Source organism: Actinokineospora lacus (genome assembly GCF_053813445.1).
Genome location: NZ_JBQERA010000005.1, coordinates 577621 through 596958 on the forward strand (window position 1 = coordinate 577621; position 19338 = coordinate 596958).

12 protein-coding genes and 1 pseudogene are annotated in these 19338 nt (G+C 68.9%); 4 read left to right on the forward strand and 9 right to left on the reverse strand.

The window, feature by feature from the left end; all coding sequences use genetic code 11:
• Window positions 1-177: 177 nt before the first annotated feature.
• Entirely contained in the window at window positions 178-951 is a 774-nt protein-coding gene (locus tag ACTG9Q_RS15875) for a hypothetical protein (RefSeq protein WP_455573538.1), read from the reverse strand.
• A 254-nt stretch (window positions 952-1205) separates the two neighbouring features.
• Window positions 1206-2615 (reverse strand): acyl-CoA thioester hydrolase/BAAT C-terminal domain-containing protein, encoded by a 1410-nt coding sequence (locus ACTG9Q_RS15880; protein ID WP_455573539.1) that lies wholly within the window; start codon window positions 2613-2615, stop codon window positions 1206-1208.
• Between the two features lie 326 nt (window positions 2616-2941).
• Here ACTG9Q_RS15880 and ACTG9Q_RS15885 point away from each other — a divergent pair, with 326 nt between their 5' ends.
• Window positions 2942-3835 carry an amidohydrolase family protein gene (locus tag ACTG9Q_RS15885; protein ID WP_455573540.1) on the forward strand — a complete coding sequence of 298 codons (894 nt, stop codon included), beginning with the start codon at window positions 2942-2944 and terminating at the stop codon, window positions 3833-3835.
• Between the two features lie 157 nt (window positions 3836-3992).
• Window positions 3993-4367 (forward strand): hypothetical protein, encoded by a 375-nt coding sequence (locus ACTG9Q_RS15890; protein ID WP_455573541.1) that lies wholly within the window; start codon window positions 3993-3995, stop codon window positions 4365-4367.
• A 151-nt stretch (window positions 4368-4518) separates the two neighbouring features.
• Here the strand turns inward: ACTG9Q_RS15890 and ACTG9Q_RS15895 are convergent, their stop codons facing one another.
• Entirely contained in the window at window positions 4519-5553 is a 1035-nt protein-coding gene (locus ACTG9Q_RS15895) for a hypothetical protein (RefSeq protein ID WP_455573542.1), read from the reverse strand.
• A gap of 207 nt (window positions 5554-5760) precedes the next feature.
• Between ACTG9Q_RS15895 and ACTG9Q_RS15900 the strand changes: the two genes are divergently transcribed.
• Window positions 5761-5925: a hypothetical protein gene (locus tag ACTG9Q_RS15900; protein WP_455573543.1), complete on the forward strand. Its 165-nt coding sequence runs from the start codon at window positions 5761-5763 to the stop codon at window positions 5923-5925.
• A 445-nt stretch (window positions 5926-6370) separates the two neighbouring features.
• Here ACTG9Q_RS15900 and ACTG9Q_RS15905 read toward each other — a convergent pair whose 3' ends face one another.
• On the reverse strand, window positions 6371-7054 hold the full coding sequence (locus tag ACTG9Q_RS15905) for an enoyl-CoA hydratase-related protein (protein ID WP_455573544.1): 684 nt from the start codon (window positions 7052-7054) through the stop codon (window positions 6371-6373).
• Window positions 7055-7385: 331 nt separating this feature from the next.
• A pseudogene (locus ACTG9Q_RS15910) lies at window positions 7386-8806 on the reverse strand (pyridoxal phosphate-dependent decarboxylase family protein).
• Between the two features lie 336 nt (window positions 8807-9142).
• Between ACTG9Q_RS15910 and ACTG9Q_RS15915 the strand changes: the two are divergent.
• Window positions 9143-10150, forward strand: coding sequence for a VOC family protein (locus tag ACTG9Q_RS15915; protein WP_455573545.1), 1008 nt, complete (start codon window positions 9143-9145; stop codon window positions 10148-10150).
• A 31-nt stretch (window positions 10151-10181) separates the two neighbouring features.
• Here ACTG9Q_RS15915 and ACTG9Q_RS15920 read toward each other — a convergent pair whose 3' ends face one another.
• From ACTG9Q_RS15920 to ACTG9Q_RS15935, 4 genes are all read right to left on the reverse strand, one after another.
• The gene (locus tag ACTG9Q_RS15920) at window positions 10182-11084 is read right to left on the reverse strand and encodes a MupA/Atu3671 family FMN-dependent luciferase-like monooxygenase (RefSeq protein WP_455573546.1); all 903 of its coding nucleotides are present in this window, start codon (window positions 11082-11084) and stop codon (window positions 10182-10184) included.
• On the reverse strand, window positions 11081-11275 hold the full coding sequence (locus tag ACTG9Q_RS15925) for a hypothetical protein (RefSeq protein ID WP_455573547.1): 195 nt from the start codon (window positions 11273-11275) through the stop codon (window positions 11081-11083). Before ACTG9Q_RS15925 ends, ACTG9Q_RS15920 begins: the two co-directional genes overlap by 4 nt.
• Window positions 11276-11284: 9 nt before the next feature.
• Window positions 11285-12409 (reverse strand): acyl-CoA dehydrogenase family protein, encoded by a 1125-nt coding sequence (locus tag ACTG9Q_RS15930; protein ID WP_455573562.1) that lies wholly within the window; start codon window positions 12407-12409, stop codon window positions 11285-11287.
• 75 nt (window positions 12410-12484) lie between these two features.
• Window positions 12485-18163 (reverse strand): amino acid adenylation domain-containing protein, encoded by a 5679-nt coding sequence (locus tag ACTG9Q_RS15935; RefSeq protein ID WP_455573548.1) that lies wholly within the window; start codon window positions 18161-18163, stop codon window positions 12485-12487.
• Window positions 18164-19338: the final 1175 nt, after the last annotated feature.

Consider the following 19338-nt stretch of genomic DNA (forward strand, 5'->3'; position numbering starts at 1 on the left):
CGTCAGGCGGTGCGTGGCCCGCGGTCCTCATCGGACTGCGGGCCACGTGTTTTCAGTGGGGCTTGAGAAGGGCCATTTCGGTGGTTGAGAGCTGCCTCCGGATCGGCATGGTCGGCTCGATAACGGCAACCGCCGCCCGGATCGTGTGTGATCCGGGCGGCGGGTCTGCTCGTGGTGCTATTCGCAGAGGGTGAGGATGTCGGTGGTGTGTCGTCCGATGACGGTGTCAGTCCCGAGGCCGCAGTTCACGGTGTCCACCGATGCCCTGGACTCCCGCAGGTCGACGGTGTCGTTGCCGCCGTAGCCCCACACCTGGTCCGCACCGTCACCGGGGATGAGGACCTCGGTCCTGTTGACGTAGGGGGACCCGGTGACGACGTCGGAGTACTGGCTTCCGTGGATGCGTTCGATGTCGTCTCGGATGTCGTCCCTGTCGAGGCCCTTGCCGTCGTTGGCCGAGGAGTCCAGCGACACCTTCACGCCGCCGAATGAGGAGGAGTAGTCGACGGTGTCCGTGCCCATGCCGCCGTAGAAGGCGGTCGCTGACGGATGGGAGTCCAGTGCCGTATCGATTCGCTTCCAGGCGTCGTCACCCTCCCGGCCGTGGACGGTGCCCGTGAACCGGGTGCTGGTGTACAGGGTGTCCGAACCGCCCAAGAGATCGAACTCCGCGTTGAGGCCAGGGTGGTAGATGCGGCAACTGACCTTGTTCGCGGCGATCTGGTCGCAGCCCATCAACGCGGTGAGCGGGTTGAGCGAATCCGTCAACGTGACGCGCCGGTCGGCCGACATCGTGACCGAGACGAAGTCCGGACCGCTGGTGCCGCGGAACACGAGCAGGTTGTGCGCGGACAACCCGTAGTAGGTCACCGTTCCGGCCTGCTCGGCGGCCGGAGCCGCCGATGCCGGTGTGGTCACGACAAGCGCGGAGATCGCGCCCACGGCCGCCATGCCGCCAAGCAGATGCCGTCGATGAGTGTGGTGGGGCAATTTCGCTCCTCGTCTTCAGGGATGAACCGAAGACCAGTACGCGCCCCGAACGATCTTGGATCCCACTCGAGCCCGCGCTGACCTCCGCCTGGGCCGATTGGCTCTCAGACCACGGCATTGGGGTGCGAGACGATTGGCGGAACGGGATGGCGCGTCCCTGGCCAATGGCCCTGCCCGGGGTGGGCGACCCGACAGGGCGCCCACCCCGGATCAGGTCAGAGGTTGCCCGCCAGGAACTCCAGGGTGGCGCTCCAGGCGATCCGGTTCGCCCGGTGGTTGCCCTCGACGGTGCCGCCCAGGTCGAAGTACACCCCGTACGGCATGGGCAGGAAGTAGTGGTCGTAGGTGGTCGGCTGGTTCGGCACCAGTGCGATGTGCCCGGCGTCGGACAGCACCTGGAAATCGATGTTGGATTCCAGGCCGGCGTCTTCCATCCGCTGCTTGGACACCTGTGACAGCGTGTGGGACGGCCAGAGCTGGTCGTCGTCACCCATGATCAGCAGGTACTCGCAGTCAGTGTTCTGCTCGACGGGGATCGCGGCGCTCGGCAGGTTGGGCGCGATGGCGGTGGCGTCGAGGGCCCAGTCGTTCAGGCTGACCAGGTTGTCCGTGCCCCGGTTGGCCACCAGCAAGTCCTGGAGCGCGCCCGCGGAGCCCGACAGGTCGACGAACGGCACGGGCTGGCCGCCCAGGGTCCACGAGGCGACCGGTGGCGTGCCCTCGGTGCCGATGTGGTTGGGCCAGGAGTAGCCGATCGGCGTGCTGGCGACCACGGCCTTGATGTCCGGGAAGTGCGCGGCGACCAGCAGGGACGCCTCGCCGCCCCGGGAAGCGCCGGTCATGCCGACGCGCTCCGGGTCGACCCACGGGTGCGCCTGGAGCCAGTCGACGGCGTTGCCGAAGTACTCCAGCGGGATGTTCTCCAGCGTGGGCGGCAGGCCGGGGTGGTTGAAGTACGGCAGGTTGAGCACGACGTACCCGTGCGAGGCCAGCAGAGCCGATCGCGCCTCCAGGTAGATCCCGGGACCGCCGTCGGAGCCGGTGATGGCGAGTACCGCCGGGTAACCATCCGGGTGCTCGACTGGGCTCGGCGGTGTCGCGGGCAGGTGCAGGAACCCTTTGACGCCCGCGGTGTCGATCTCGGTCCGGGTCACCCCTGGCGCGGCGTAGCGCTGCTCGAAGGTGTGGGTGGCGAAGGTGGTCCCGTCGGCTTTGAAGGTGAAGGCGTAGGCGGTGGCGGTGGCGTTGAACTTGTTGAAGCCGAAGTCGGCGCGGTCGTCCTCACCATCGATCCGCATCGAGTAGAACAGGCCCATCTCGTCGTCGTCGGTGTACGAGCCGCCAGGCAGTGGCGCGTCGCGGCGCAGGTTGACGACGCCGTGGCCGTCGGCGACGAACGACGCCTCCGACACCCATTTCCGCGCGGGGACGAAGTCGTCGAACATCTCCGCCGTGATCGTCACGGTCTCGTTCGGGTCAAGGCCGGTCACCCGGGTGGTGAACGTTTCGTCCGCCAATGCCGACGCGGGCATGTGGACGGTGGGTCCCGTCGCCTCGGCGGGCACGGCGACCGACAGCCCTGCCACTGCGACGACGGCGGCGAGCGCCGCGCTTCTCTTCCTCATGATGACCTCTCGCAACGGTGTCAATACCGACGGCTACGGTCGTCCTACGACATTCCATCCCGGTTTCACGGCCTGATGAGGCCGTGGCGGCACGTCGGTGCCCTGTGGAGCGGCAGACCGAGCGGGGGTGAAAGGTCGATGAGCCCGGGACGTGAGGGTTGTGCGTCAGACTCCCCTGAGAAGGCCAGGGAACGGCGGGTGCGCACCGCCCGACGCGCCCGTGCCGAGCGAGCACGTCGGTCCACCGAGCCTGGTCGCGGCCACGGCGGACGACTGCGCTGCCCGGGCCTGAACGGCAAGACCCACCTCCGAGGAGAGGCACCCGAGTGGAACCGGTCAACGACGATGAGGTCGCGGGGTGGGTGGCCTCGCTCGGGCTGCCCGGGCTCGTCGACATCCATGTGCACTTCCTGCCGGACGCCATGCAGCGCAAGGTGTGGGACTACTTCGACCTCGCTTCCCGCGAGTACGGGCTCCAGTGGCCGATCCAGTACCGGATGCCCGAGGCGGACCGGGTCGCCACCCTGCGCGCGCTCGGTGTCGTGACGTTCGCACCGCTGGCCTACCCGCACAAGCCGGGGATGGCCAGGTGGCTGATCGAGTGGGTGCGGGACTTCGCCGCCCGGACACCGGGAGCGGTTCCCACGGCCACGGTGTACCCGGAGCCGGACGTCGCCGACTACCTGGACGCGGCACTGCGAGCGGGGGCGCGCTGTGTGAAGGCGCACGTCCAGGTCGGGGGCTACGACCCGCGATCGGAGTTGCTCGCACCCGCCTGGGGGATGATCGCCGAGGCCGGAGTTCCCGTCGTCGTGCACTGCGGCCACGGGCCCCTGCCGGGGGAGTTCACCGGCCTCGACGTCTTCGCCGAGGTGCTGCGCGAGCACCCGAGGCTGGTGGCGGTCCTCGCGCACGCCGGGATGCCGGAACTCGGCGCCGCACTCGACCTCGCCGAGCGGTACCAGAACGTGCACGTGGACACGACCATGGTCGGCGTCCCGTTCACCGCGGACATCGCACCCCTCCCGGCCGACTGGACGGCCCGCCTCGCGGGCGTCGCCGACCGCGTCGTGCTGGGCACGGACTTCCCCAGCATCCCGTACCAGTACGCGGCCCAGCTCGCCGCGATCGCACGTTGGGCCACCGCGGACGACCGCCTGGGCGATTCGTTCCTCCGCGCCGTCCTGCACGACACCCCGGCCCGGCTCCTGGCTCTCTGACGCGTCCACAGCGGCAGGCGAGATTCCCGGCCTGGTTCCGGGCGCGACCGCGAAGAAACAGACCCGAATGGACGAGCCGATCGGTGGCCGAAAACGGCCCCCCGCTTCGTATAGGGGGCGACGGAGATCCCGTCGCAACCACCCGAGGATGTGCCTGATGTCACGAAGCGTTGCCCTGGTGTCCGCGCTGGCCGCGATCGCCCCGCTGCTGCTGGCGGGTCCCGCGCAGGCCACCGAGACCCAGTCCTGCCCGGTGATCAACTCGACTACCACCAGCTTCTTCGGACCTAGTTGGAGCCTGCACTGGCGGACCACCGCCACCCTCGTCAACACCTGCCCGTCGAGCCCGAACGGCGCCGTGGTGAGCTACAAGTGGCGGGTCAACAACCAGGACGAACCGGTCGCCCAGAAGTGCGTCGACAATGTGACCACCAGCGTGTCGCTGGGGAAGCGGGAAGTCTACGCCGCCCAGCCCCAGCCCTCGATCTCGATCACCCAGATCACCCACCTCACCGGGGGGTGCCCGGCCTGACAGTCCAGGTGGGGCGGTGAGCCAGAGCTGAGGGCCGCCCAACCCGGGGCGATCACCGCACTCGCCAAGGCAGCACCGATCACTAGCGCAGTCACCGCCACCGGCGTCCGCAAGACCAATTGGCTTGCGGACGCCGGTGGAGTCAGGTGGATCAGCCGCTGTACGGGAACACCGAGCGCAACTGCTCCAGCAGCGCGGGGTCGTTCTCAGTCAGCCACGCCACGCTGTATTCCTCCTGCAGCACTCGCTGCCAGCTCGCGCTGATCACCCTGGGACCGCCGATGCCGAACAGGGCCGCGGTTCCCTCGGCCCAGTACTCCTCGGCGTTGGACCTCGTGTAGACGTCCTTGCCCGGATAGGAACCGTTCGGACCGCGGGCGGTCAGCAACGAGTCGATCACCGGCTCTTTGGTCGGGGCGGCGAAGTCGAGGAGCGCATGGCCCAACTCGTGCACCAGGGTGTGACCGTACTCGATGTCGCACATGCGGGTGGTCTGCCGCACCGTGTCGACACCCGCGGCCATGGCGATCTCCGAGCCGTCCGCCATCAGCTTCCCGCCGACACCTCGGACCGTGCTCCACTCCCGGTCGTCCACGCAGGTCGCGGGCTTGCCGTCGCAGGTGGACGTGCCCGCGAGGTCGCGCCACGGGGGGAGCTGGGTGAGCGCGTACTGCTCGGGAATCATGTGGATGGCGATGCGCTTGCCGAGCAGGCTGGACTTCGCCGCGTTGCTCAGCGAGTTGACGATCGGAGCGGCGAAAGCGCTCGCCTCGGCGTCGCCGGGCCCGGTGGAGCTCTGACGGGCGACCGGACCGGACTTGGTCGCCAGGTAGCCGACGACGTCACCGCCCACCGCCACCTTCGACCCCAGGTTGCGGGTCTGGCCGTCGAGAACGGCGGTCACCGTGTACTTGGTCGTCACCTGGGGGTCGCGGACCACATAGCCGGAGGACGCCACCGGCATGCCCGCGATGACCAGTGACACCCCCGCGCAGCCCTTGACCGCTTGCCACGAGATCCGGGTGCCCCCGTCGAATGGGCCTCCCTGCGCGCTGATCGAGGTCAGCCGGGTGTTGTCAAGGCAGTACGAAGTCGACGCCGCGGCCGCCGAATCCGCGGTCATCCCGAGGAGCGTCCCAGCCACCGAGGACACCACCGCCGCGGCAGCGATCTTCTTCTTGTTCATCGTTGTTCTCCGGTAGGTCCGTCCTGAAGGGGTGGAGCGGGCGTTGTCTCCGCAGGCAATCCTGCCGCTTGCCCATGTGGGTTCATCACCAGAAATACCGACGCGGTCGATCGCCCGGTTCCGCCCGGTGATAGCGGTCACCCGGATGCCCGCGACCAGGAACTGGTCCAAGACCGCAACGCCGCGGTGCTGGTTAAGCGGCTGAACTTGGGCGACTTCATCGCGCTGCTCAACCAGCAGGTGCTTAACCAGCAGGTGCTCACCACACTGGTCAACCTCGGCTACAAGGGAGGGTTCTGGTCGCGCTGGCGGGATCGCGAACAGATCATGCCCCACGGCCCCACCGCTGACCTGGACTCGGTGCTCGGCTGAGGGCACTCGGGACCTGGAATCGACAGCGGCGCCTGGCACGCCCGAAGCGTGTCTCCCAGTCGTGGGACCTCTTCGCTGCCGTAGCGCGGTTCGGCGGGCTTCGGCGAATCGCGGCGGCCGTCCGGACACGCTCTGGGATACGGACACCTCCGCCTGGACCCGGTGCGAGTCACACAGCACTGAGGCGAGGGAAGCAAACCGCGGGACGAAGTCGCGGCGTACTCCGAATGTCCATGCCGAAGCGGAGGGGAGGTTGTCCGTGATCACCAGCGGTTTGCACATGAACCACAGCGAGATCGTCCGCTAGGCCGGTGGGGGGCACCGCGTGCGCGTGCCCCCACTTCCGGTCGGGGCGGGGACAGCTGCGGGTGAAGCCCGGCGGCTTCCCGCTCCCGAACCCGTGGTCGCCCGCACGAGCCCCGAACGACCACGGGTTCGCTGTCGGTCAGGCGGTGGGGGAGTGGGGGAACTGGTCCTCGGCCAGCAGTGCCGCCGCCGCGTCCGCGTACATCGTGGATTTGATCAAACCGAGGGTTCCGGGGTCCTTGCCCGCTTGTGCTTGGGCTAGCTCCACCGCGCGGGTCAGCAGCGTCTCGGCAGGCGCGATGTCGTCGACGAGCCCGGCGTCGCGGGCGGCCGGGCCGGTGAAGCGGCGGGCTGTCAGCATCGAGTCGCGGGCCGCGGCCGCGGAGACCTTGGTCTGGATGAGGGCGGCCATCCCGCGGGCGAACGGCATGCGGATGTCGGCTTCGGGGAAGCACAGGTACCCGCGATCGTCGCGCATCACCCGCCAGTCGTGGGCCATCGCGAGCATGGCCCCGGCGCCGAAGGCGTGGCCGCTGATCGCGGCCGCGGTGGCCGCGGGGAAGGTCAGCAGGCGCGCCAGCAGTGCGTGTACCCGAGCCAGGAAGTCGCCAGCCTCGTCGCCGTGGGAAGTCATCCACTCGACGTCCAGGCCGTTGGACCAGAACTTGCCCTGTGCCACAGTCACCAGCGCCCGGGGGGCCTGCCGTGCGGACACCTCGTCCAGCGCCTCGTGCACCGCGGTCATCCAGTCAGGGGTGAACCGGTTCTCACCGTCCCCCAGGTCGAGGAGGGCGACATCGCCTTCTTGGCGCAGCTCGGGCATGGTGGCTCCAGGTGTTTCGACAACAGCGTCGCCTCCGTTACGCCACCACGCGGCCATCGGTTTCCGGCCGAGACGGCAGCAAGCCGCCGCGGCGGTCGGACGCTGCGGCGGCGGCCTGGGGGTGGACCACCGCGACAGCGACCTCCGCGCGCTCCCGCTGTCAGCGTGGTGCCTGCCCGGTCATGAGGCGCGGGTGATCCGGACGTGCGCCCAGGCCGGTCCTGATCCGAGCCCGTTGTCCAGGCGGGGGAGGTGGTCGCCCACGATGCCGGGACAGAGCCGGAGACGGTCGCCTCTGGTGCCTCCGACGGTGGGCAGCATCGTGGCGAGTTCAGCTGCGGACCGACTGCCAACACCGCAGGATCGCCTCACCCGCGGTCCTGATGTCCTCAGCAGTGGTGGCTCCGTCGCAGACGCTGATTCGCATGGCGTGCTTGCCCTGCCAGACCGTACCGCCCACCCAGCAGGTGCGGTCGGCCTGGACAGCCGCGACAACCGCGTCCGTCGTCGTGTCCTCACCGAACCGGACGAGGACCTGGTTGAGGGCAGGCGGCACCAGGACCTGCGCACCCCCGCGCTCGAGTAGTCCGGCCATCTCCCGTGCCCTCTCACTGAGCCTGTCCACCAGGTCTGCCACCCCTGAGCGACCCCGGGTGGCCAGGATGGCCCATACCTCCGCCCCGCGGGCGCGCTGGGACATCTGGAGGCCGAGGTGCGCGGTCGCGCGTTCGGCGTCACTGGTGAAGTAGGCGGCGTTGAAGGCCATCGCCCGACGCAGGTCGTCGGGATCACGGCAGATCGCGATCCCGGAGTCGTAGCTGGCGTTGAGCCATTTGTGCGCGTCAGCGGCCCACGAGTCGGCCAAGTGGACCCGGCGAGGAGGTGGCGTTGGGCGGTGGAGGCCTGGGCCCAGAGGCCGAACGCCCCGTCGACGTGCACCCAGGCACCGCGGTCCCGGACAGGGGGGATGATCTCCAGGAAGGGATCGCTGTGCCCGGTGTTGACGTTGCCCGCTTGCAGGAGCACCAGAGTGCCGTCGTCAACGTCCGGGAGCTTGTCGGGCACCACGCGGCCACATTCGTCGGTGGGCGCGAACTTCACCTGACAGCGCCCGATACCCGCCGCGCGCAGTGCCTTCGACACCGAGGCGTGGATCTCCGCGGAGGCGACCACGCGCAACGCGGGAGCCCCGTTCAGCCCGCGCTCGTCGACGTCCCATCCTCTCCGTCTGAGCAGTGCGTCCCTAGCGGCGATGACACAGGTGAGGTTCGCGATCGACGCGCCCGCGCAGAAGGCCGCGATCGCGCTGCCCGGGAGGCCGAGCAGTTCACAGCACCAGCGCGCGGCCAGCTCGTCAAGGTGCGCCGCCACGGGGGACATGGCGGGCAGCGCGACGTTCTGGTCCCAGGCGCCCAGCAACACCGACGCGGCGAGCGCGGCTGGGTCCGTCCCGCCGTTGACGTAGCCGAAGTAGCGACCGCCGGTCGACGCCGCAGTGGCAGGCGAACCGAGATCGTCCAACAAGGCCAGCACCTCGGCAGCTGACCTGGGCTCCTCGCGCAGGTCTCGCGGGAACTGGTCGAGCCCACGCAGCGCCGCCTCGTCGGGGAAGGCATCGCGTCCCCTGATGGTGCTCCTGTAGTTCGCGGCGCGCTGGGCGGCGTCGGCGAGGAGGCTGTTCGGGGGAGAGTCCAAGCGCTGTCCGGGCGTCATGGCACCAGTGTGGTGGTGCCACTTTCGCCTGGGTGGCATCGGCTTTCAGATCTCTGTCGCCCGCGAGCCGCGAGCCGCGAGCCGCGAGCGTGCGCGTCCGGTCGGTTGTGGTTGGGGGCTGTCGCCGCGAACCGGTACGCAGCTCCTGGTGAGAACCGCGGGCCCCTGGTGCGTAGACCTGCTGGTCGAGGCTCAGATTCAGCTCGGTGTGGTCGAACGGACCGGCTGATGATCGACCGGTGAGGGAACCGTTCGAGGCTGTGGGGCGTAAGAGAGATGCCGCACGCGCCTGTCTTGAAAGGCTCGCCGGTGATGTCTCCCGTCTTCTCGGAGTGACGGTGAACCTGGTCTCCACGAGATGATTGAAGGTGGAGGATGTTCGGCTCGATGTCGATGTGCCAGATCGCCATGAGCGTCGCCGACCTGGAACGAACTCAGCGCTGGTACCGCTCCACGTTCGGCTACCTGGCCGCGGGCGGCACAACCTTCACCGGCGATGACGCTTCGAGGGTTCAGGACCTTCCGGACGTGGACACGACGGTCCGGTGGCTCGTGGAGCAGCAGGAGTTCTTTCAGCTGGAGATGTTCCAGTACAGCCACCCACGTCCGGGGCTCTCGAACGGTCGAGGACCCCAGGACATCGGCTATTCGATGATCGGTGTCCACGTCGCCGACTTCGACGCCACACTTCGCCGGTTGCGGCGCACTGGCGGGCGTCCGCTGACCTCGCCCATCGGCACACCGGGGTCACGTCGGGTCTGCCTGCGCGACCCGGACGGCGTCCTGATCGAGGTGATGGAGGACTTCGCTCCGACAGCGGGGGTCACGCGGCCCGAGGTCCCGGTCGCCACCCGGTTCGTGACACTGTCGGTGTTCGACCTCGACGAAGCACGCGAACTGTGGCTCAACGCGTTCGACCTGGTCGAGGACGATCCGGCTGCCCTGCACCACCGGCGGCACGAAGCGCTCTGGGGCTTGGGCGGTGCGCGTCGACATGCGTCCGTCCTGCGAGCCGGGGACCGGGCGATCGAACTCGTCCAGTACCTCGATCCCCAGCCGGTACCGCGGCCCGCGGGCCATCGCATCAGTGACCAGGGACTGCTCAACATCGCGATGGGCTCACGGTCGAAGGCGACGGTCGAACGCTACTGGGAGCGTGTCCGCGGGTATTGCTGTGAAGGGAACTTCTTGGACCTGGGCGAGTCGGGCGCGGTCGGATACACCACCGACCAGCAGGGCTTCAGCATCGAGCTGTTGGCCGTGAATCCCGCCTGGGACCAGGTCAAGGGATACCAGCCACAACCACCAGACGCCGTACCAGGACCGAGTACAGCGGTGACCGCTTCAGCTCCAGACCGGATGCCGGACGCACTCCAGCAGTAGGAACGGCTGCCGCCGCGTACCCACCGGCCCGTCAGTTGCCCACGCCACCACGAACCGGGTCGAGCTCCGCGCTGCCCTCGTCAGGACGGGTGGACCAGGTGTCCTTGAGATCGCGGAGGTAGCTCAGCGAACCGAGGACCGTCTCGGTGCCCGGCACGAAATCGACGAGGCAGGCGACTTCGTCGATTCCCGTCGTGGACAGGCGGTTCAGCATGGCGAGGCCGTCGGACACCGTCCCGAACAGGCCGCCGGAGCGGAAGTAGCGGTCGAAGGAGTGCTCGATCAGGAAGTCGAGGTCTTCCGGGTCCAACGAGGAAGGGTCGACACCCTGCATCAGGTCACGCGCGGCTTGGGTGACCAGGCTGACCGATGAGCGCAGGTAGGCCGAGAAGGGCCCGCGGACGACCTCGATGACGGATTCCTCGTCCGGTCCGAGGAAGGTGTGCAGCATGAGGGCGACGTGGCCGGGGCTGCCGTGGTGGGCCAGGTGCGCGGTGCGGTACTCGGTGATCTTGTCAGCGAGCGCGTCCAGGGACTGGCCGAGCAGGTGGGTGAGCAGCCCCGTGCCCAGTTCCCCCGCCTGCCGGAATGTTTGTGCGTTGCCCGCGCTGGTGATCCAGACCGGCAGTTCCGGCTGGACCGGTTTCGGGTGGATCCGCACGCGAGCGGGCTGCCCGTCGCCGTCGGGCAGTTCGATCTCCTCGCCCCGCCAGAGGCGTCGGACGATGTCCAGGGTCGACACGAGGACGTCACGTCGTTCTCGGTAGTTCTCCGGGCGCAGCACGAAGTCGGTCACGTTCCAGCCGGGGGCGAGGGAGATCCCGGCGCGCCCGTTGGAGAGGTTGTCGACGACGGACCACTCCTCGGCGATGCGCACCGGGTGGTGGAGGGGTGCCACGACGCTGCCCGCCCTGACCGCCACGCGAGAGGTCACTGCGGCCACGGCGGCGCTGGTGAGTGAGGGGTTGGGGTAGCGGCCGCCGAAGGGAGTGGAAGTGCCGTTCGGGTGTCCAGATCGCCGTGAACCCGTGTGCGTCGGCGAATTTTGGCGCCGTCGAGCAGCATGCGGTAACCCTCGCCCACGTCACTGCTGTCGTCCGCGAAGTAGAACAGGCTGAAGTCCATCACACGCTCCTACAGTGACCGGGAGATGATCTCTTTCATGATCTCGTTGGTGCCACCCAGGATCCGCTGCGCCCGCGCGGCCGTCCACGCTTGCGCGATCGGATACTCGGTCATGTAGCCGTAGCCGCCGAACAGCTGGAGGCACTCGTCGGCCACCCGGGAAAGCCGGTCCGTCGTCCACCACTTGACCATCGCCGCGTCGGTGCTTGTCAGCTCGGACCGGAGGTGCCGCTCGACGCACTGGTCGAGGAACGCCCTGCACACGCTGACCTCCGTGGCGCACTCGGCGAGCGTGAACCTGGTGTTCTGGAAGTGGAACACCTCCCGGCCGAACGCGCTGCGTTCCTTGGTGTGCCTGATGGTCTGCTCGACCGCGGCCTCCATCGCGGCCACCGCGCTGACCGCGATCAGCAAGCGCTCCTGCGCGAGCTGCTCGGTGAGCTGGACGAAGCCCAGCCCTTCCCGCGCGCCAAGCAGGTTCTCCACCGGCACCCGGACGTCGTCGAAGAACAACTCGGCCGTGTCCTGGCCGTGCATGCCGACCTTGTCCAGCACCCGGCCGCGGTGAAACCCCCGCAACCCGTCGGTTTCCACCACGATCAAGGAAACGGCGGGTACCGCCCCATCGGTGCCGGTCTTGGCCACCACGACGACCAGGCCCGCTTGCGCGCCGTTGGTGATGAACGTCTTCGACCCACTGACCACATAGGACTCACCATCCCGGGTCGCGCTGGTCTTGACGCCCATCAGGTCCGACCCGGTGCCGGGCTCGGTCATCGCGATCGCGCCGACCAGTCCCCCGCTGGCGAGCCTGGGCAGGAAGCGGCGCTTCTGCTCCCTGGTGCCGAAGGCGTTGAGGTAATGCGCGACGATCCCGCTGTGCACGGCGTTGCCCCAGGCGTCGTCACCGGCGTGGGCCTGCTCCTCCAGCAGGACGGCCTCGTGGGCGAAGGTCCCCCCACCCCCTCCGTACTCCTCGGGAATGGACAGGCACAGCAGGCCCACCTCGCCCGCCTTGTACCACAGCTCCCGGTCCACCTGCTTGGCCCGTGACCAGCGCTCGTAGTTGGGCGCGAGTTCCTTCTGGCAGAACGTGCGCGCCAGCTCGCGGAAGGCGTCCAGGTCCTCGTTCATCCACGAGGAACGCTGCGTGATGTCCACTGGGTCTCCTGGCGGGGCAACGATCAGGATGGCGGGTGGGATTCCCGGTCACGGACGGCGGAGGCGGTCGGTGGCCGCGACCAAGGCCGCGATGGTGCGGTGCCGGAACAGCAATCGCACGGGGATGCGCACCTCCAGCTGGGCGGACGCCCGGGTGGTGGTCTGCAGGGCGCGCAGCGAGTCGCCGCCCAGCTCGAAGAAGTCGTCGCCCAGTCCGATGTCCTCCACGCCGAGGACTTCGCTCCAGATGGCGGCGAGGGCCGTTTCGGTCGGGGTGGTCGGTGGCTGGTGGTGACCGGCGATGGGCCGGGCGCGGTTGGGCGTGGGCAGTGCGGCGCGGTCGATCTTGCCGTTGGGCGTGAGGGGGAACTGGTCGAGTGTGGTGAAGGTCGAGGGGATCATGTATTCGGGCAGGGTCTGGCGGAGGTGTTCGCGGAGTTGGGTGGTGGTGGGCGCCCCGCCGTCCGGCGCGACGAGGTAGGCGGCGAGCCGCTTGTCGCCCGGTGTGTCCTCCCAGGCCACCACGACGGCGCTGCGCACGGCTGGGTTGCCGCACAACGCGGCTTCGATCTCGCCGGGTTCGACCCGGTGGCCGCGGACCTTCACCTGGTGGTCGACCCGACCGAGGAAGTCCAGCTGCCCGTCGGGGCGCCACCGGACCAGGTCCCCGGTGCGGTACATCCGCGCCCCTGGCCGCTGGTCGAACGGGTTCAGGAGGAACTTCCGGTCGGTCAGGCCGGGCCTGCCGAGGTAGCCGCGGGCCAGTCCGGCGCCTGCGATGTGGAGCTCGCCGGGCACTCCGATGGGCACGGGGTTGAGAGCGGGGTCCAGGACGTATACCTGGGTGTTCGCGATCGGCCTGCCGATCGGCACGGACTCGGTCCCGTCCGTGAGCGGGGCGGCGAGAGACCACACGGTGGTCTCGGTCGGGCCGTAGACGTTCCACAGCCTGCCGACGACCGGCAGCAACCGGTCCAGCAGCTCCGGCGGCAGCGCCTCCCCGCCGCACAGCGCCCGCAGCCGCCGGTCGCCGGGCCAGCCGCTGTCGAGGAGCAGCCGCCACAGCGACGGTGTCGCCTGCATGACCGTGGCGGCGGACCGTTCCAGCAGACCTGCGAGCAGGGCGCCGTCGGTCACCGTCTCCCGGTCCGCGATCACCACGGCCGCACCGCGGGACAGCGGGCCGAACACCTCCAGTGCGGCGATGTCGAAGGCCAGGGTCGTGACCGTGAGGAGCCGGTCCTCCTCGCGCAGGCCGATGTCCTCGGTGAGCCTGCGGACGAGGTTGACGACCGAGTGGTGTTCGACCATCACCCCCTTGGGTTCGCCGGTCGAGCCAGAGGTGTAGATCACGTACGCGAGGGCTTCCGGGGTGGCCCCGCAGGGGACCCGCTCGTCGGGGTGGTCGGACAGGTCCAGCTGGTCGAGGGTGACGGCGTTGGTGTCACCGGGAAGGGCCCCGGCGAGGTGCGTCTGCGTGATGACGAGGTCGACGCCCGCGTCACCGAGGACGTACGCCAGCCGCCGCGCTGGGTGGTCGGGGTCGAGGGGGAGGTAGGCGCCGCCCGCCTTGAGGATGCCGAGCAGCCCGGTGACCATGTCGAGGTCGCGCTCGACGCAGAGGCCGACCAGGGTCTCGGGGCCGACTCCTCGGGTGCGGAGGTGGTGGGCGAGTTGATTGGACCGACGGTCGAGTTGGGCGTAGGTCAGCCGGTCGTCCCCGCAGATCACCGCCACAGCGTCGGGCGTCAGGGCGGCTTGTTGTTCGACCAGTTCGTGCACGCACACCGCGGGGACGGGTTCGGTGCTCGTCGCGTTCCACTCGTTCAGCAGCTGGTGCTCTTCCCGATGGGTGAGCAGCGGTAGCTGGGAGATCGGCAGGGAGGGATCGGTGGTGATCGCGTCCAGCAGGGAGCGGAAATGCCCCGCCATGCGCTCGATCGTCTCCGGGTCGAACAACTCGGCCCGGTAGACGAAGGCGGCCTGCAGGGCGTTGTCGAACTCGTCCACCTCCAGCGTGAGGTCGAACTGCGCCGCGCTGTCCTCGTGCTGGAGCGGCCGGGCTCGCAGCCCGTCGAGCCGGAGGGTGGGGACGGGCGTGTTGTTGAAGGCGAACATGACTTGGACCACGGGCGTGTACGCCAGCGACCGTTCGGGCTGCACGGCGGTGACGACCAGGTCGAAGGGCGCGTCCTGGTGCGCGGACGCCGCGACGGAGGTGCGCTTCACCCTCTCCAGCAGGTCGGTGAAGGTGGGATCGCCGGACAGGTCGACCCGCAGTGCCAGGGTGTTGACGAAGTACCCGATCAGCGGTTCGAGTTCTGGCCGGGCACGGCTGGAGCTGGGGGCGCCGACGACGATGTCGTGGTGTCCGGCGTACCTCGCCAGCAGGACGTCCAGCGCGGCGAGGAGCGTCATGAACAGAGTGACCCCGGACCCCTGGGCCAGCGCGGTGAGCCGGTCGGTCAGGGCGGTGTCCAGCGTCCAGCGCACCCGGCCCCCGGTGTTGCCCGGGATCGCCTGCCGCGGCCTGTCGGTGGGCAGGTCGAGCAGGGCGGGCGCCCCGGCGAGGTTGGCCTTCCAGAAAGCCAGGTCGCGCTCCAGCACCCCCTCGTCGAGCCGCCGCCGCTGCCAGCCCGCGAAGTCCGCGTACTGCACGGTCAGCTCGGGGAGGGCCGCCGACTGGCCGCCGCCCGCGTACAGGGCGCCGAGTTCATCGGCGAAGATCGAGGCCGACCACTCGTCGAAGACCATGTGGTGCACGACAACCAGCAGCGCGTGCTCGTCTTGGCCCAGCCGTGCGAGCAGGACCCGCAGGAGGGGGCCGTCGGTCAGGTCGAACGGTTCCGCCCACAACTCGCCCGCGATCGCGTCCAGATCATCGGGCCGGTCGGAGAGGTCGACCTGCCGCACGGGCACCCTCGGCGGGACGAGCCGATGGGTGAGGACGCCGGTCTGGTCCTTGACCAACAGGGTCCGCATCGCGTGGTGCCTGCGCACGATCTCCACCAGGCCGTGCCGCACCGCCTCGTGGTCGAGCCGTCCGGTGAGCTTCCAGCCGAACCCGATGTGGTAGGCCGGGTTCGAACCGTAGAGTTCGTGGAGGAAGTACAGGCGTTCCTGCCCGGCCGACGGCCTGCCGTCCGCACCTCCGCCGACCGACGTGTGCGCGGTGCGGTCGAGTTCGCCCACGTGCGCCGCCAGCGCGGCCATGGTGGGCCGGTCGAACACGTCGGCGACCAGCACCTGCACCCCGAACACCTGGAGCACCCGCGCCACCACACGTGCCGCGGACAACGAGTCCCCGCCCAGGGCGAAGAAGTCGTCGCCTCGTCCGATGTGGTCGATCCCGAGGACGTCGGCCCAGATCGCGGCGAGGGTGCTCTCGGCGGGAGTGGTCGGTGGCTGGTAGTGGTGGTCGGGAGTCGAACGGGTGCGCTCGGGGATGGGCAGTGCCGCGCGGTCGACCTTGCCGTTCGAGGTGAGGGGGAGCTCGTCGAGCGTGATGAAGACCGAGGGGACCATGTAGTCGGGCAGGGTCTGGCGGAGGTGCTCGCGGAGTTGGGCGGTGGCGGGTGGCTCACCCTCCGGGACGACGAGGTAGGCGACGAGCCGCTTGTCACCGGGTCGGTCCTCCCGGACCAGGACCACCGCGCCGCGCACGGCTGGATGGGCGCACAGTGCTTCCTCGATCTCACCGGGCTCGATCCGATAGCCGCGGATCTTTATCTGGTGGTCGACGCGGCCCAGGTACTCCAGTTGCCCGTCCGGACGCCAGCGGGCCAGGTCCCCGGTGCGGTACATACGGGTCCCGGGCTGTTGGCCGAACGGGTTCAGGGGGAAGCGGTGGTCGGTCAGGCCGGGCCTGTTGAGGTAGCCGCGGGCCAGTCCGGCGCCCGCGATGTGGAGCTCGCCCGGTACCCCAATGGGCACCGGGTTCAGGGCGGCGTCCAGGACGTACACCTGGGTGTTGGCGATCGGCCTGCCGATCGTGGGCGGGAGGAGGTGGGCGCCGCATTCGGCCACGGTCGTCGTGTCGGTCGCCTCGGTGGGGCCGTAGGCGTTGAACAGGCGGTGTCCGCGGGTCCAGACGGCGGCCAGCTCCGGAGGGCAGGACTCGCCTCCCACGATGAGCTGGTCGAGTCCGGGCAGGTTCTCGGGGTTGAGCACGGCCAGCGCCGAAGGGGGGAGGGTGACGACAGTGGTGCCGCTGTCGCGCAGCAGGCGTTCCAGGTCCGGCCCGGGACGCTGCGCTGCCTGGGCCGCGACGATCAACCGCGCCCCGGCGCACAGCGGCATGAAGATCTCCGACACGGAGCTGTCGAAGGTCAACGCCGCGAACACCAGTGCGCGGCTGTCCGAGTCGATGCCGTAGGTGCGGACCAAGTCCACGACGAGGTTGACGACCGACCGGTGTTCGACCATGACCCCTTTGGGCTTGCCGGTCGACCCGGATGTGTAGATGACGTAGGCGAGCGCGTCCGGCGCGGTGGTGCCGGGGCGGGGAGCGGTCGGGCAAGCGGACAGGTCGAGTCGGTCGAGGGTGATGGTGTTGATGTCGCCGGGCAGTGATCCGGTCAGGTGTGTCTGCGTGACCACGAGATTGGCGTTGGCGTCGTTGAGGACGAACGCGAGCCGCTGCGGAGGGTGGCCGGGGTCGAGGGGGAGGTAGGCGCCGCCTGCCTTGAGGATGCCGAGCAGCCCGACGACCATGTCGAGACCACGCTCGACGCAGAGACCCACCAGGGTTTCCTGGCCGACACCCTGGGCGCGGAGATGGTGGGCGAGCTGGTTCGCCCGACCGTCGAGCTGCGCGTAGGTCAACTGGTCGTCGCCGTGCGCCAGGGCTATGGCGTCCGGGGTGCGGGCGGCTTGCTGTTCGACCAGTTCATGCACACCCCCGACGGGGACCGGCTCTGTGCCCGTGGTGTTCCACTCGACCAGCAGTTGGTGCCGTTCGTGGTCGGTGAGCAGCGGCAGTTGCGAGATCGGCTGTGACGGATCGGCGACGACCGCGCCGAGCAGGACGCGGAAGTGCCCAGCCATGCGCTCGATCGTCTTGGCGTCGAATAGCTCCGCGTTGTAGGTGATGACGCAGTGGAGCTGCCGCCCCTTGGTGACTTTCAGCGCAATCTCTGAACCATTGAACGGGAAGGCGGGCCGTGGATGGGAGTGCGCGTCCGCAGCGGTGCGGTCATCCGCGTCGAGGGTGAACGTCACCTGGGTCATGGACATCGGGAGCGCGTTCGGAACCTGGTCGGAACGGGAGTCGCTGTGAGGCAGTTCAGGTGGAAATGTGTCGCGGTTGTCAACCGCCTCCCGCGCGGTCGCCCTCACCCTCTGCAGCAGTTCGCTGAATGGCGGACCATCGGACAGGTCATCGCGCAGGGGCAGGATGGCAGCGATTTCCGGATGGGCCTCTGCGACCTCGCAGGCCACGATGATGTCGTCCTGTGCGCAGTACCTGGCGAGCAGCACCTTCAACGCGGCCAGCAGTACTTCATACGGAGTCGCCCTCTGGCCGTCGGCCACCGCGAGCAGCCCAGCGGTCAGGTGGACGTCGATCGTGAAGTCATGCGTTCCCTGGGTGAACGGCTGTTTCGCGCGCCGGGGGCGGTCGGTCGGCAAGCCAAGCAGTTCGGGAGCGCCAGCCAGCCTGGCCGCCCAATATCGCATCCCGTCCTCCCGAAGGCGGCCGGTGGTTCCATTGGCAGGAGGCTGCGCCATGTATTACCCTCTTCCGATTCCCTGTGTGCTGATCTCGCGAGTGGATGCGACCATTTCGGCAACTCTGGCCAGCTGTCCGATGCCTTTTCGGGGATGTCTCTTTCTGCTTGCGAAATGCAATCTGCCACTGCTGCCTTTCTGGTCACTTTCACGGCCCTGTCAAGTGTGGCAAGATCGATGCGCTTTTCGGGGGTTGGAGTGCTGTGACATGCACGAAAAATGCCAGGGCAGACGGTGGGGGGCAGAGAGGGAATTTATTTCTTTCCAGTCCTGACCTGGAGGAATCCGCTGAATATGCCGGTTCCTTGAACGCGGTCTCGAGCGTGAGTCACGCGTGGAATCACCCTGTGAGGGGGATGTTCGACATGCTCGGCAGAGGTTTGGGCATGGCGACGGTGGGGTTGCCCTGTGCTGAGCAGGGACGTCACCCTTGGTCTGCGCGCGCTGCGGCGGCTGCGCCGCGAGTCGGTGATCGGGCTCAACCAGAACCTCACCGCCGCCCACCTCTCCAGCACTTCGGCTTCAGCGCCGTGGGCATCGCCGGGTTCATCAAGTCAGTGCTTGTTTCTGCGGTACGCGACGCTGGCCCCAAACCTGCGTCGCGACCGGCCCAACTCCCGGTTCGCCTTCGCCGGATCGCCGTTCTTCCCGGCGCGCGAGGCCGCCCTCTGGACCCTCCCGCGGCCCGGGGTGGGCTGCGGTCAGCGCCTTCGGCGTCGGCGGCACCAAACGCCCACGCCGTGCCGCGCCGGACGGCGCCGACGTCGACGAGTGCTACGCGACAGGCCGCGCGGATCGTCTCCGCATCCGGCTGGGCACCGAGGCCGCGAGCGCCGACGAGACGGATTCCGCTGCACCCGGTCCTGCTTGACGGGGCCAGCATCCAGGCCGCGGGGGGGGGGGGCTGGTGTCCACAGAGCCGTGACCCGCGGGCCGGTCCGCAAATGCCGACGTGACCGACGCGCCATCGAGCCGGCCGCGGTTTGGTGTCCAGGCCGTCGAGCGCGCGCGGCCGATCCAGCCCGGCTATCGCGATCGGGGTTTGAGGACAGGCCCTAGACGAGTAATGCGTAAGTCGAGGCGGTGGCTGGAGACGGGCGAAGGGTGTTCAAGATCAGTTTGTGACGACCGACCTGAACACCCTTCTCACCGCACTCTACGTCAAGATCGACGAC